This window comes from Formosa sejongensis (assembly GCF_033447105.1).
GTDB lineage: Bacteria > Bacteroidota > Bacteroidia > Flavobacteriales > Flavobacteriaceae > Formosa.
This window is the reverse complement of record NZ_JAWQUN010000008.1, coordinates 29,170-45,061: the sequence shown is the minus strand read 5'-3', so window position 1 is coordinate 45,061 and position 15,892 is coordinate 29,170. Positions and strand designations below refer to the sequence as shown.

At 32.4% G+C, this 15,892-nt stretch carries 9 protein-coding genes; all 9 read left to right on the top strand.

Annotated elements, in window-relative coordinates; genetic code table 11:
* Positions 1-90: 90 nt before the first annotated feature.
* The 9 genes from R6X41_RS09985 to R6X41_RS09950 all read left to right on the top strand — a co-directional run bounded on the left by R6X41_RS09985 (position 91) and on the right by R6X41_RS09950 (position 14,971).
* The gene (locus R6X41_RS09985; RefSeq protein WP_318499858.1) at positions 91-945 is read left to right on the top strand and encodes an MbnP family protein; all 855 of its coding nucleotides are present in this window, start codon (positions 91-93) and stop codon (positions 943-945) included.
* Between the two features lie 69 nt (positions 946-1,014).
* Positions 1,015-2,034, top strand: coding sequence for a cytochrome-c peroxidase (locus R6X41_RS09980; protein ID WP_318499856.1), 1,020 nt, complete (start codon positions 1,015-1,017; stop codon positions 2,032-2,034).
* A 900-nt stretch (positions 2,035-2,934) separates the two neighbouring features.
* A complete protein-coding gene (locus R6X41_RS09975; protein ID WP_318499854.1) occupies positions 2,935-4,419 on the top strand; it encodes a helix-turn-helix domain-containing protein in 1,485 nt (494 codons plus the stop codon).
* 946 nt (positions 4,420-5,365) lie between these two features.
* Positions 5,366-9,121 carry a beta strand repeat-containing protein gene (locus R6X41_RS09970; RefSeq protein WP_318499852.1) on the top strand — a complete coding sequence of 1,252 codons (3,756 nt, stop codon included), beginning with the start codon at positions 5,366-5,368 and terminating at the stop codon, positions 9,119-9,121.
* Between the two features lie 67 nt (positions 9,122-9,188).
* Positions 9,189-10,430 carry a T9SS type B sorting domain-containing protein gene (locus R6X41_RS09965; RefSeq protein ID WP_318499850.1) on the top strand — a complete coding sequence of 414 codons (1,242 nt, stop codon included), beginning with the start codon at positions 9,189-9,191 and terminating at the stop codon, positions 10,428-10,430.
* A 16-nt stretch (positions 10,431-10,446) separates the two neighbouring features.
* Complete coding sequence (locus R6X41_RS09960; RefSeq protein WP_318499848.1) at positions 10,447-11,376, top strand: PorP/SprF family type IX secretion system membrane protein; 930 nt, start codon at positions 10,447-10,449, stop codon at positions 11,374-11,376.
* A gap of 11 nt (positions 11,377-11,387) precedes the next feature.
* A complete protein-coding gene (locus R6X41_RS09955) occupies positions 11,388-13,331 on the top strand; it encodes an OmpA family protein (RefSeq protein WP_318499846.1) in 1,944 nt (647 codons plus the stop codon).
* 219 nt (positions 13,332-13,550) lie between these two features.
* Positions 13,551-13,628: a T9SS type A sorting domain-containing protein gene (locus R6X41_RS19835; protein ID WP_489670886.1), complete on the top strand. Its 78-nt coding sequence runs from the start codon at positions 13,551-13,553 to the stop codon at positions 13,626-13,628.
* Between the two features lie 299 nt (positions 13,629-13,927).
* Positions 13,928-14,971, top strand: coding sequence for a sensor histidine kinase (locus R6X41_RS09950; RefSeq protein ID WP_318499844.1), 1,044 nt, complete (start codon positions 13,928-13,930; stop codon positions 14,969-14,971).
* The last annotated feature ends 921 nt before the right edge of the window (positions 14,972-15,892 follow it).

Here is a 15,892-nt window from a genome sequence, read left to right as displayed (position 1 = left end):
TAAAACACTCGTCAGCCAGAACAAGTTTCAGCATGACGACAAATCAAAATAATATTAAAAAAATAATAATAATCAATTAAGTCTAAACCAATGAAAAATTTAAAAAAGTACCTTTTATTAGCCGTTATAGGAGTATCACTAGCAGCGTGTAGTGAAGATGATGTCCCTGTTGCAAACAATGTAACCTTAGAATTTAACAATACATTTTCAGGAACTCCAATTGTTCTTGGCGAAACAGAAAATATTTCAGCAGAAGGACAGGTTCATCAATTTAATGAATTAAAATATGTAATAAGTAATATCCGTCTTGTAAAGGCCGATGGAACGGAAATTCCTTATCATGTAAGCGATTTAGATAATGGAGCAACTATTGTCGATCAATCAAAATCAGAAACATTACAATATGTTTTAAGTGATATTCCAACTGCAGAATACAGCCAAATTAAATTTGGATTGGGAGTAGAATCTGCTTTAAACACTTTAGATCAAGTGAGATTTCCAGATTTTTATGCTAAAGCTGGAGCAAACGATACAGAAATGCATTGGGAATGGGGAACAGGATATCGTTTTACTAAAATTGAAGGTTTTTACGATACCGATAATAAAGAATTGTCTTTTCATTCTGGCAGTACAGTTGAGGGAACAGTGGATGATGAAAGCACTTATGTGCCAGGTTTTGATGGGTATAGAGATATTACATTAAATCTTCCTTCACATGCTGTTGTAGGCGAAAATGCACCTAAAATTAATATCGAAGCAGATTTTAATACTTTTTTAAGCGGAGAAAGTAACAAAGTAACTTTAGTCTCAACTTCAGATATTACTAATAATGCAACTCCAAGTGCCCATACATCTACAGAAATGTCAAAGTTTGTCGATAATATTGGAGGTAATGGAACAACAGATACTACAGGAATGTTCTCTATTATGAACGTAGAAAACTAAACAAAATTTCAGAGCCGGTTTTGATATGAAATCAGATCGGCTCTTTTAATCAAACAATACCAATTTAACATGAAACAAATAATCAGAGCAGTCTTTGTATTACTCGTGTTCACATCGTGTAGTCAAGATGATTCCGAGCTTGTTTCTAATAACAATCCGGAAATTACATTAGATATTCCATCTGGTTTTCCGGAGTTAAATAATTCAGTATATACTAATATTCCTACACTATACGGTGTGGAATTGGGAAAGAAATTATTTAACGAAAAAAAATTGAGTATCGATAATTCTATATCATGCTCGAGTTGTCATATACAAAGCAATGCCTTTGCAGACCATAATACAAAAGGGATTGGTGTAGGGGCCAGAATAGGACTTCGCAATCCGCCACCAATACAAAATATGGCTTTTATGCGGGCTTATAATTGGGATGGAAATAAGAGTAGATTAGAAGATCAGGTTTTGGTGCCTATCATCACCCATGTAGAAATGGATTCTTCAATTCTAGAAGTCATGGCTAAACTTGAAGCCGATGGGTCCTACACAGAATTATTTAATAAAGCTTTTAATGGGGATGGTATTACTGCTAATGGGATTTACAATAGTATCGCCCAATTTGAATATACACTGATTTCAGCCAATAGTAAATACGATAGAGTGAAACAAGATACGAGTGAAACGTTTACAACAAACGAAGCAGCCGGTTATCAAGTATTTCAAGACAAATGTATAAGTTGTCACAGCACGGAATTATTTACCGATCAGAGTTTTAGAAATATCGGATTTCCTTTAAATCCAGACCATGAAGAAGCAGGACGCGCACGTGTTACTGGTTTGCTAGAAGATTATATGCGTTTTCGAGTGCCATCGTTACGTAATATAGAATATACAGCTCCTTATGGAAGCTTTGGACAGTTTTCGACTTTAAAATCGGTTTTAGATTACCTAGATAGTGGTGTTTTAGAAACCGATAATTTAGATCCTATTCTTAAGGATAATAACAATAGAATTCCGCTATCAGAAGTAGAAAAAAGTAATCTTATTGCCTTTATGAAAACCTTGAGTGATGGTGAGTTTGTTGGGCAGTAATCCAAAATTACGACTAATAAATTAGGACGTATTTTGCTAAAAAAACATTCTAAATAAATTCTCTATTCTCATTAAAATCTTCATTTGGAATAGGATGTACAGCGTAAACGACATAGATTTGATAAAAGTGAACACCGTAAAGTAAGTACTCAAAACTAATCGTGTCCTAAATAATATTATATGTTCATTTTTTTCATTGATAAAAAGATCCTTCGACTTCGCTCTGGATAAACCAAGCCAAAAAAATCTAGGCTTACGAACTTTTATCTAAATTTTTCGTTCACTATCTAAATTTAAAGAACTCGCTACTAAAGATCAATAATATAGAAACATACGTTTAGCTCAAACAGCTTTAAATTTCGCGATACTTTCTCTTCAAATTTTACGATAAATTTTCGATAGGCCAACCAAAAAAACAAAATTCAACTTATGTAGAAAAAGTACCTCCCTCAGCGCAAGTAATTTAATAAAGTCAGCACCGGTCAATCTTTTTTAAAAAAGAGATTAATCGTTTAGGACGCTATTGACTCAAAACCTGTGTTTACGATTTTTATTTAATCTGTTGTAAGATGTACTATACCTGATTTTTTCAATAATTAATGAAATATTTATAACTAGATTTTCTGGTTGTCGCTTATTCAAAATTGTTATTCTTCTCATTTTAAATTACAATATCTTTTATAATAACATTTGCAAAAGCATGATATATGTTTAAATGAATTCCATAACCCTTGATTTGAAATGAATTTTAGTTATTTTTTTAAGGGATTTAAGAGTAGTAAGGGACTGGTCTCAGTATGAAACAAAATATTAATTTGAAATAATAATTATTAAATTGTTGATTTATTGTTAAAATTTTATTAATTTCAGTAATACCTAAACCTACTTACTGTTATTATTATGAAATATTCATTTTTTTTCATATTACCCTTTTTCTATTGTTTCGAGAGTAATACTACATCTACAGAATATGATTCTATGTTTTATAACATAGCGATTAACGTTTCTTCTAAAAATCCTTTAAAGGCTGTTCGTGTAGCAGATTCCTTATTTATACATGCAGAAAACTCAAAACAAGAAATGAAGTCATTACTATTGATGGCTATGGTTTTAGAGAAACAAGAAAGAAGAGTAGAGGCAATTACCTTTGCGTTACGCTCCTTGAAAATTGCTCAAGAGGAAGAAGATTACAATTCGCAGGCTAATACTTACAGGTTTTTATCTAGACAATACAGAAGTATAGGATTTATAGATAAAGGGAAGTTTTTTAATCAAAAAGGACTTGATGTTAGCACTCAAATTAAAGATCAAGCACTTGCCATTAAATTTAAAACGGTATCCAATTTAGAATTTGTAGAATACGAAATCGAAAATAAAAATTACGGACAAGCAATAGAATGGTTAAAATTGGCTGCTTTAAAATTAGAGAAAGAGAGAGATGGGCAAGTAAAGTATTTTAATTTGGCAAACTGTGAAGAACAGTTGGGAAGAACTTATATGGCAATGGGTGAAAAAGATAAAGCACTTGTTCATTATTCTAAAGCTAATTTTTATATAAATAAATCAGAATCTGGAGAATCTTTATGTGCAGCTTCAATTTATAATGGTTTAATAAACATCTATTTAGATTCTGGAAAAACAGACAGCGTAGCTATTTACTTAAAAAAAAACTTGATTATTGCTGAAAAAGGAAGTAATAACATAGTGAAAGAATTAGTTTATAAAAGTGCTACTGAATATTACAAACAACTTCAGGTTATGGATAGTTTTAATTTGTATGTGTCTAAATACGAATTAATTAATTCTGAAAATGTAATCAAGAAAAGGAGTATGGTAAACAGTGCTCATAATAAACTTAACGAAATTCCTGATTGCGAACCCAAAGATTCATTTAACATTATGGCTACCATGCTTTTTTGTGTTTTACCTTCTTTAGGAGTTTACTATAAAAGAAAAACGTTTTTACCTTATTTAGAGCATAAAATTTATAGTAATAAAAACAAACCTACTACTATTAAGTTTACTGAAAAAACAGAAAAAGAACTTTTACTAAAACTAAAAGAGTTTGAAGAATCGAAAGCATACTTAGATGTAAATATGTCGTTTCCTAAATTGGTAGGGAAACTAAATACGAATATAAAATATCTTAGACAGATGCTTAAAGCTCATAAAAGTTCAGATTATAACACATATATAAACGAGTTAAGAATATCTTATATTGTTGAAAAATTAAAGACTAATGAAGATTATTTAAATTACAAAATAAGTTTTTTAGCAGATGAATGTGGTTTTTCCTCTCACAGCAAATTTTCAACTAATTTTAAGAGATTCACAAATCAATCTCCTTCAGTTTTTATTAATTCTTTAAAAAATAAAAGTGCTTAACGGCATTCTTAAAAAGGGATGGTTATCTAATCACATTTAAATGTATATACTTAACGGAGTCATTTTACTTTCAAATCCTATTTTAAATTTAAAATAGGATTTGAACTTTTAGAACTGGAAGTCGGGATGCATTTTCTAGCCTATACTGTTCCAGTTATTCCTTCCTATCTATGCGTATAGTGATAAAACAGGTTTCATTTATATTTAGTGTTTTCTCCAAAAACTTCCATTTTATACCGATAGCTAACCTTTTGTAAGGTTTCTTGTCAGTTTAACACGTATTCATATTCCACTTTAAGAAATAAGATTATCCAAATTTATGTCTGTTTTCCACTGCAATAGGCATCACAGCTTTGGATCTATAAACAAGGTGTGTCTTTAAGTGTTTAGATTAAAAAACAGTCCATTAATAATGTTCTGAAAAAATAATAGCTAAGCAAAATTTAAAGATTATTTAGTTGGAAATAACCTTTAAAGGGAATGTGCTTAAATATTTCAGTGTATTAAGTAAAGTGTAAATTATCTCTGTTTAGATTCTATTTATATTTTATATTATTTGTGCTGTATTGTAAAATTTCAGGTTTATTCTTTACATCTGTTTTGGATGTCTCTTCATATGTATTAGGTAATAAGTCCATACCTCAAGTTTCTTCTTAAATATCAAACTTTTGATATTGTAATCAACTTTTAAACACGCATTTACAGCAGATAAAATATTTTGGTAATCCGTGTAAATACATTTAAATCAGTGTTTTAGTTTTGGAGTCCTATCTGTATTCGGGAAAATGGGTAAACAAGGGTTTTTTAACACAGGTATTATCTATTACATTAGTTTTAGAGTTGATTATTAAGAAATTCTAATATTATCTAATTGTTTTTTGATAATATTTTAATCTTAATCAAGCTCATAATTCATTTAGGCTACATGTTAAAAAAATCCAGATTTATGAAAAAACTTTTACTATTATTAATTGTATTCACGGCTAATCTTACCTATTCTCAAGTAGGTATTGGTACAGATATGCCTAATTCGTCTGCTCAACTAGAAATCGTATCTAGTAATAGAGGTGTATTAATACCACAAGTACCACTAACAAGTGTTACAGATGAAACTACTATTTCCGCAGGAAATATTGAAAGTCTATTGGTGTATAATACTAATACAGCAACAGATATAACTCCAGGTTACTATTATTGGTATCAAGGAAGTTGGAACAAGTTATTAGCAAAAAAGGATTTGCAGGGTAATATTGTTTTTTGGGATGTCGTAAATAATCAGTTTACTTATATCGATGAAAATGGTGACGTGCAAATTATTAATAATGATAACTTAGAAACGATTACAACTCTTGTTGATAATGGAGATGGGACTATAACTTATTTTAATGAAAATAATGATGAAGTTACTATAGACTTAACACAAGGATCATCAGGTGAAGATGGAGCAAATGGTATAGATGGTGTTGGAATTTCGAGCACAACAGATAATGGCGACGGTACATTCACGATTGTTTATACAGATGGATCAACTTTTACAACTTCAGATTTTACAGGACCACAAGGTGCTCAAGGAGTTGCAGGAGCTCAGGGTCCTGAAGGCGCCGTTGGAGCAACAGGTGTTGGGATATCTTCAACAGTAAATAATGGCGATGGTACTTTTACGATAACATATACAGATGGATCAACTTTTGTTACTTCAGATTTTAATGGAACAGCTGGAGTTGACGGGATCAATGGAACAAATGGTACAGATGGTGTTGGAATTGCCTCAACAGTAAATAATGGCGATGGTACTTTTACGATAACATATACAGATGGTTCTACTTTTGTCACTTCAGATTTTAACGGAACAGCTGGAGTTGACGGAACAAATGGAGAATCAGCATATCAAGAATGGTTAGATGCTGGAAACACAGGATCAGAGCAAGACTTTTTAGATTCATTAGTAGGAGCCCAAGGTATAGCAGGAACCGATGGAGTTGACGGTACTAACGGAACAAATGGAGAAACACCAACTATTGGAACAAATGGAAATTGGTTTATCGGAACTACAGATACCGGAATTGTTGCTGAAGGACAAAATGGAACTGATGGAGAATCAGCATACGCAATTGCAGTAGACGAAGGTTATACAGGAACAGAAACAGAATGGTTAGCTTCATTAAATGGAACAGATGGTTCAAATGGAGAAACTCCAACTATTGGCTCAAATGGCAATTGGTTTATCGGAACTACAGATACAGGAGTTGTTGCTGAAGGATCAAACGGAACAAATGGAGAATCAGCATATCAAGAATGGTTAGATGCTGGAAACACAGGATCAGAACAAGACTTTTTGGATTCATTAGTAGGAGCTCAAGGTATGGCAGGAACCGATGGAGTTAATGGTACCAACGGAACAGATGGTTCAAATGGTGTAACACCAACTATCGGAACAAATGGAAATTGGTTTATCGGAACTACAGATACCGGAATTGTAGCTGAAGGACAAAATGGAACTGATGGAGAATCAGCCTACGAAATCGCAGTAGATGGTGGATTTACAGGAACAGAAACAGAATGGTTAGCTTCCTTAAACGGGACTGATGGTTCAAATGGAGAAACACCAACTATTGGAACAAATGGAAATTGGTTTATCGGCACTACAGACACAGGAATTGTAGCTGAAGGACAAAATGGAACTGATGGAGAATCAGCATACGCAATTGCAATAGATGGTGGATTTACAGGAACAGAAACAGAATGGTTAGCTTCTTTAAACGGAACAGATGGTTCAAATGGAGAAACGCCAACTATTGGAACAAATGGAAATTGGTTTATCGGAAGTACAGATACAGGAGTTGTTGCTGAAGGATCAAACGGAACAAATGGAGAATCAGCATATCAAGAATGGTTAGATGCTGGAAACACAGGATCAGAGCAAGACTTTTTGGATTCATTAGTAGGAGCTCAAGGTATAGCAGGAACAGATGGAGTTGACGGTACTAACGGAACAAATGGAGAAACACCAACTATTGGAACAAATGGCAATTGGTTTATCGGAACTACAGATACCGGAGTTGTAGCTGAAGGACAAGATGGAACTGACGGAGATTCAGCCTACGAAATCGCTGTAGATGGTGGATTTACAGGAACAGAAACAGAATGGTTAGCTTCCTTAAACGGAGCAGACGGAACAAATGGAGAATCAGCATATCAAGAATGGTTAGATGCTGGAAACACAGGATCAGAGCAAGACTTTTTAGATTCATTAGTAGGAGCTCAAGGTATAGCAGGAACCGATGGAGTTGATGGTACCAACGGAACAGACGGATCAAATGGTGTAACACCAACTATTGGAACAAATGGAAATTGGTTTATCGGAACTACAGATACAGGAGTTGTAGCTGAAGGACTAGATGGAACTGATGGAGATTCAGCTTACGAAATTGCAGTAGATGGTGGATTTACAGGAACAGAAACAGAATGGATCGCTTCATTAAATGGTTCTAACGGAACAGACGGAACAAATGGAGAAACACCAACCATTGGAACAAATGGAAATTGGTTTATCGGAACTACAGACACAGGAGTTGTAGCTGAAGGACAAAATGGAACTGATGGAGTTGATGGCGCACAGGGTATACAAGGAATTCAAGGTGTCCAAGGAGCAGTTGGTCCTCAGGGAGAACCAGGAGTTGCAGGAACTAACGGAAGTGATGGAGCAACAGGTGTTGTAGATCCTAAAGATTTAACTGCAGGAGATGCTTCTATCACAGTAACGAATGGAATAGATGCTACGCTAGTAGATTCTAATGTAAAAGTAACCGACGGAGGTATTACTACGATCAAATTAGCAGACAATGCTGTTACTACTCTAAAAATTAATGCTGGTGCTGTTACTGCACCTAAATTAGATGCGGGTACAAGTACAGACGAAACTCGTGTAGGTGTTGCCGATGTTAATGGAGATGTAACTTACCAAGATCTAGATGTCTTAATTGATGAGCCTTGGAGAAATACAGATGATTCTGCAGCTACAAATAGCTCAACAGATATTAATTTTATGGGTGGTAATGTTGGTTTAGGTATTTTATCACCAAGCAACTTATTACACGTTAAACCAGAGACCGCAACTGAAGATCCTGTTAGGTTTGAAGGTTTACAATCAAGTACAGATAGTGCAGATAAAATAGTACTTGCAACTGCAGATGGTGTTCTAAAAACAGTAGACGGAACAGTAAGTCAATTAAAATCGTTTTTAAGTTATAAGGTGTCAAGTTTTAACATATTAAGTGTTTCTGTAACTATTGGTGGCAATAATTATAAAGCAATAGGTTTTCCAGCATCAGGAGAGGAATTTGATGAGAATGATGAATATAATACGGCTACAGGAGAGTTTACAGCCAAACAAGCAGGAATATATAATATTAATATACAAGCTAATAATAATGGACTTGTCTCTGCTGCACAATTTGGAGTGGGCATATTTAAAACCCCTGCAGGAAGCAGTTCTTCAGAACTTATGGCATCCGACACCTATTTAAGTGTGAATGTTAATCTTGCTATAACATCTTTAGATGTTTCTCCTCCTACACGATCTGCTCAAGCTTTGGTAAAACTCGAAGCAGGCGATATGATTCAATTTGGAGTTGTTACTCCTTTAGCTGCAGATGTATTAGCTGGCTACTCAGCTCAGTTTTCGATATATCAAGTAAAATAATATAGATAAATAATCTATAAAGAGAATGGGGTTATTTTTTGCCCATTTAATAAACAAATAAAAAGATATGAAAAAACAATACATACAGCTATTCTCTTTTCTATGTTTCCCTTTACTGACTTTAGCTCAGACTGTTAATGAAGGTATGCTTTACGTTGGTGAGGGTACGGCGTTTTCTACCGTAGAACGCTTTGATAACTTGTCTTCAGGGGCGTTTTACAATGATGGTGAGACTTTTATATATAGTCATTTTAACAACGATGGTGTTTTAGATTTTTATGAAAATACTGGAGTTACTAATTTTATGGGTACAGCGAATCAGAATGTTAGTGGTACACAAATAAGCTACTTATATAATGTACTTTTTAATAATAGTAGTAATCTAAATCCTTTTCATTTATCAGGAGAAATAAACATTAGCGGAACTACTGATTTTTATGATGGTATTGTAGACAATGATAATTATGGTGGGCAAATCACATTTAATACCAACGGTAGTCATGTTAATACATCAGATAATAGCCATGTAGATGGTTCTGTGAATAAGTTTGGTGATCTTGAGTTTACCTTCCCAATTGGGGATGGTGGGTATTATCGATTTGCAGGAATTTCTGCTCCTGGAGAATCATCGGCTTTGTTTGATGGTAAGTTTTACTTTGAAAACTCAAACAACCTCCATTCACATGTGTTAAAAGAAGTCGCTATTGAAGAGATTGATAATGCAGAATATTGGATTATTAATAAAGTTAATAACAATTCTGAAAATGGTTTAATTACACTGTCGTGGCGAGATGTAACCACACCTTCTTCAATGATTGAAGCTGCACAACAAGATGCATTAACGATTGTGCGTTGGGATGAAACGACAAATATGTGGGTAGACGAAGGCGGTGTTATAAACACAGGTGATCAGACTATTACCACATCTGCAAATAATTATGGCGTTTTTACTCTTGGCCGTCTTAACTCAGATCTAGATTTGCCTTGCGAACTGATTGTTTACAATTATGTAACGCCAAATGGCGATGGAAAAAACGATTATTTTATTATAGAACAGTCTTACACTAATTGTGCTAGAAACCTAAACGTTCAAGTTTATAACCGCTGGGGAGTTAAGGTTTTCGAAACCGATGATTATGGTGAAAAGGGAAATGTTTTTAATGGACATTCATCAGGGCGGTTAACCATTAAAGATTCCGACGTGCTACCTGCGAGTACGTACTACTATATTGCCAATTATCAATATGGTAGTGAGGCAGAAAATAAGTCTCATAAACAAGCAGGTTTTTTATACTTAAGCGATAACTAATATGAATCAAATTCGGATGACTTCAAAAAAAACAAATCTATTTATTCTAGTGGTATTTGTGAGTATGTTTTTTATGGTTCCAACTATAGAAGCACAACAAGACTCGCAGTACACTCAATATATGTATAATACCCTTTCTATTAACCCTGCATATGCTGGATCTCGCGGTTCTTTAAGTATGCTAGGATTGTATAGAAACCAATGGGTAGGATTAGATGGTGCACCAGAAACACTTAATTTTTCGGCAAATTCTCCTATAGGAGTTAAGCGTGTTGGTTTAGGTGTGGGCTTTATAAGTGATAAATTAGGACCGTCTTCAGAAAGTTTACTTTCAATAGATTTTTCCTATACTATAGAACTAGCAAACGATTTAAAATTAGCTCTTGGTGCAAAAGCGGGTTTTTCTCTATGGAGTTTAGATCCTAATAAATTAAATATTTATGATCAGAGTGATTATCCTGTAAATCAAGAAAATTTTAGTGCTCCTATTATTGGAGCAGGTTTGTATCTGTACTCAGAAAAATGGTATGTAGGATTATCTACTCCTAATTTTTTACAGACAACGCATTACGACGATGTTCAGGTGTCTACATTTACAGAAAAAACACATATCTATTTAATCGGAGGATACGTTTTTGATGTGAATAGAGATTTAAAATTAAAACCAGCAGTATTAGCAAAAGCTGTTGTTGGTGCTCCAGTAGCGATCGATGTTTCTTTAAATGCGCTAATATATGAGAAATTTACACTTGGGCTTGGATACCGGTTAGATGCTACTATTAGTGGATTGTTAGGGTTTCAAATAACCAACAATATAATGATAGGATATTCTTACGATTATGATACAACAGAATTAGGTAATTATAACAGTGGGTCTCATGAATTATTTTTGCGATTTGAATTAGGTACAAGACGAAGATCAATAGTAAATCCGAGATTCTTTTAAAAAACAGATTAATGAAAAATAAAATAATCATTTATAGTTTCTTCTTGTTATGGTTCAGCTTTGTGAGTATTCCACGAGTTCATGGTCAAGAGAAAAAGTTAATCCAGGCCAATGAGGATTACGAGCAATTAGATTATGTAAATGCTCAAAAAATCTATTTAGCAGTAGCAAAAAAAGGATACGAGTCTGAAGAGCTTTACACTAAATTAGCCAATAGTTATTATTTTAATGCCCAATACGATCAGGCTGTAAAATGGTATGATAATCTGTTTAAGATTGTCGAAAAACCACAAGACAACATTATTTATCTGCGTTATTCTCAGGCATTAAAAGCATTAGGACAGGCAAAGAAATCTATGGAATATTACGATGTGTTTGTGCTTCAAAATAATTTGAATACAAACCAGTTGTTAGCCAAGGATTATTTAGAACTAATTCAGGATAATTCTGGTAGATATGACTTAGAGACTATTGAAAAAATTTACGATGAAGATAAGATTTCGTTCGGGTATGTAAAGGTTGCAGATACGCTTTATTATGCATCTACAAACGATTCAAAAAGTTTCTTAAACAAAAGGAGTGCCTGGGATGGACTTAGTTTCTTGTCTTTGTATGAAATCGAATTGAATTCGGTAAATCAGGCTGCTAGTAGCCCGAAAATGCTAAAAGGAAAGTTGAAAAGTAAATTTCATGAATCTTCTCCCGTTTTTACGGCAGATAATAATACCATGTATTTTACGAGAAGTAATATAACTTTTGAAAACAAAAAGGAAGATCATAAATTAAAAATTTACAAATCTGTAAGGATAAATAACGAGTGGCAAGAGGCGGTAGAATTATCAATAAATAACGACGATTTTTCAACTGCACACCCTGCTTTAAGTGCAGATGGTACCAAACTTTATTTTTCGTCAGATCGTCCTGGTGGTTTTGGAGAATCGGATATTTATGTTTCAAGTTTAAGCTTAAATGGAACTATAGGCGCACCTGTTAATTTGGGGTCTAAAATTAATACCAGTGGTAAGGAAACATTTCCTTTTATTACAACGAGTAATGAGCTGTATTTTTCGTCGGATGGGCATTTAGGTTTAGGAGGATTAGATGTGTTTTATATTAAAATTAAAGCTGGAGAATATGGTAATTTATTAAATATTGGAGAGCCTATTAATTCCTATGCAGACGATTTTGCATTCGGTATAGACCTGAAGTCTAACAGAGGATTTGTAAGTTCTAATAGATCAGAAAAAAAGCGAGAATTTGTTTACGATAATATTTATACTTTCATTGAAACTTCAGCAATAATAGATGTCTTTCATGCACAAGTAGGAGGGCGTGTAGCCGATAAACAAACGGGTTTACCTATTCAAGGCGCTCAGGTTTCTTTAACAGATTCTGAGGGGGATATTTACAAACAAATTATAACCGATGAAAAAGGATTTTATAGTGTTGAAACTAATAAATTTCAATCCTATTTTATAAAAGCAGAGAAAGCGCACTATGATACCGATGAAAATGTTTCGCAAATAAATTTAGATAACCAATACATTAATTTCAAGTTACAGCAAAATGAAGTTAATATTGTTCCTGGAACCGACTTAGCAAAGGTGTTAAATATTCCAAATATTTATTTCGATTTCGATAAATCTAACATTCGTAAAGATGCAGAAGTAGAATTGCAAAAAATACTTGAAGCTCTAATTCAATATCCTAATTTAAAATTAGATATACGCTCATATACAGATAGCCGGGGTAATGATAATTACAATATGATATTGTCTACTAAACGCGCGCAATCGACTATGAGTTATTTAATTAATAAAAATATTGATGAAAGCAGATTAAGTGCTAAAGGTTTTGGGGAAACTCAATTAGTCAATAAATGTTCTAATGGTGTAGCCTGCACAGAAGAAGAACAACAAGCAAATAGACGTAGTGAGTTTATTGTTTTAGAGTAATTTTTAAGGCCCTCTTTTTCTTATAATTTCATGAAGTATTTTGACAGATTAATAGCTTTGAAAAGGAGGGTTATTCAAGTATTATAAGCTGTTTTGTTTTTTGCTATTAGTTAGCTAAACAATGATTTATAAGCTTTCCGAAATTTGTGTTTCAACCACCGGAACAGAAGAGTCAGATTTTTCTATGATGTTTCTTGTAAAACAATTTTAACTTAAAATCTGAATTCAGCTTTAAATAAGGAACAAATTAATGTGTCTTCATTATCACAAGGTTTATATTTTGTTGAAATTACATAAGGTAGAAGTAGATCTGTAAATAATAATAATAAGAATATTTCAAAATAAGGGTTAATCTAAAATCTTATATTTAACAATCCCCAGTGAAATAATTTCACTGGGGATTGTTATTTTTAAAAGCTTTTGTGTTAATTAAAATGACGTGAAAATGCTATGTTTGGATATAATATATATTTGTATTGTAAGTTATACGTTGTGGTTCATTTAATTATACACCAAAATTAAAAAATCAGAGCCTCTTAATCCCACTCTAAACAGTTACCTAGAAACCTGATTTTTACAAAACCTAAATTTTAACTATGAAGCTTTATTCAAATCTGTCTAAAATTAGCCTTCTTAAAAAGTATTCTACTAAGTTTTTAGCCATAGCTTTTTTAGGAATTCATATTCCGCTAATCGGATTAATTATATTTCTAACCTTTAATAAGAATGTTTTATCTACCTCTGTAATATTAATTTTCACTCTAATTTTTACCTTGGGAGCGACTGCGATTACTTTAGCGATACTTAATAAACTACTGGAGCCTATAAAGCTTGCGAGTAATACACTCAAGATGTATTTAGAGAGTCAGCAGTTACCTACTTTACCTACCAATTTTAAGGATGAGGTTGGCGTACTTTTAAAAGATCTACAGTTTTCTATAGAGGTATTTGATAATCTTATTGATTCTAAACAGCAAACCATTGCAATTTTATCTCACGACCTAAGAAATCCATGTTCGGGAATACTCATGTCATTGGATTTATTAGAAGATGAAGAAAGTATTAGTGAAAGAGAGATTATATTGAAAAATATTAAATCTTTAGCCGAAGACCAGCTTACGTTAATGGAAAGCACATTGTCTAATTTAAGGAGCGAGACACAGACTCAAGGAAAATTAGAAAAAAGTGAATTAAACTTAAAAGAAATTATTACTACAGTAATCGCTTCTCAAACAGATGCTTTGGAAGAGAAGAATATTGATTTAGTATTTAATTGTACGACAGAATTAATGATAAATGGAAATGAAACAGCATTCAGGCAAATCTTCATAAATTTAATAAGTAATGCCATTAAATTTTCGCAAAAAGGGGGAACAATTTGGATCAACGCAATAAAGACTAATTCCGAAATAAATATAGATATTATTGATCAAGGCTTAGGGTTTAAAAAAGAAGTGTCTGAAGCACTTTTTAAACCGTTTACAGAACATTCTCGCTTGGGAAGTAAAGGTGAGTCAAGTCAAGGTATGGGACTATTTATTGCTAGAAGATTCGTTAATAAACATTTTGGAAAATTAACAGCAAAAAGTGAGGGTACAGATCAAGGGGCTACTTTTTCAATTCACCTTCCACTTAATTAGTAATTTATTGATTTTCCATCTTTTTTTTATTGATAATTCTTAAATGAAACCTAAGTTTTTTATATTTATTGAAAAGGAATAATTTATAAAAAAAACTAATTTTGTGCTAATTCTGAATTTTAAAAAAAAAAAATCTAGTTCTATATTTTTTTTGTAATTTAATTTATTGAATTACAGTGATTTGTGTATTTTTTTTAAATTTATTTTTCACCGCACTTGATAACATTTATTTTAGCTTTTGTTAGGTCTTATTTCATCTAAATTAATTGAAGTAAAATGATAATAGACATAGAGGAAGTGCTCGTGAAATTTTATAATAATGAATAATCTATTTTCTATTTAATTGTAATATTTTTCATGATTATGGGATACAATACTGGTGATTCTCGACATCGATCAAACTCAACAAGAAATTATAGATGGTAAATGTAATAATTAGAACATTTAAATAATCAAATTATAGCTTTTAGAGTGGGACTGTTTTTAGTTAAAAACACCCTTCAATTTGTAGAATCAGGTTCCATTTACACGCTAAAAAATTAGATTTGGATAATAGAATTAACGAACTATTTATCACTCCAATTAATGTCTTTTTTTATTAAAGACTTACAGTAATTAGTTAATGATATTAATAATGCATTTTATTAAACTACCTTTACTTCAGTATTATTTATTTGACGATATTAATTAAGACTTCGCAAGATTGTAGGGAAGTATTTAGGCTTTTTTTAAAGCTTAATTTGATTCATTACTCATTAGAAAGGGAAGAGAAAAGCCTTGTAATTATTCATCTAGAATTGGATAACAAATAAATTTTTTTTTCATTATTGATAATGCGATTACTGTTGAATAATACGATTTTCATTTCAATATTTTAGTGTAATCAAAACCTACACGATTATTGAATTCGCAGATTAAATA

Coding starts and splice junctions, on each gene's coding strand:
- R6X41_RS09975 (WP_318499854.1), top strand. CDS start 2,935: ATGAAATATTCATTTTTTTTCATATTACCCTTTTTCTATTGTTTCGAG.
- R6X41_RS09965 (WP_318499850.1), top strand. CDS start 9,189: ATGAAAAAACAATACATACAGCTATTCTCTTTTCTATGTTTCCCTTTA.
- R6X41_RS09980 (WP_318499856.1), top strand. CDS start 1,015: ATGAAACAAATAATCAGAGCAGTCTTTGTATTACTCGTGTTCACATCG.
- R6X41_RS09960 (WP_318499848.1), top strand. CDS start 10,447: ATGACTTCAAAAAAAACAAATCTATTTATTCTAGTGGTATTTGTGAGT.
- R6X41_RS09950 (WP_318499844.1), top strand. CDS start 13,928: ATGAAGCTTTATTCAAATCTGTCTAAAATTAGCCTTCTTAAAAAGTAT.
- R6X41_RS09955 (WP_318499846.1), top strand. CDS start 11,388: ATGAAAAATAAAATAATCATTTATAGTTTCTTCTTGTTATGGTTCAGC.
- R6X41_RS09985 (WP_318499858.1), top strand. CDS start 91: ATGAAAAATTTAAAAAAGTACCTTTTATTAGCCGTTATAGGAGTATCA.
- R6X41_RS09970 (WP_318499852.1), top strand. CDS start 5,366: ATGAAAAAACTTTTACTATTATTAATTGTATTCACGGCTAATCTTACC.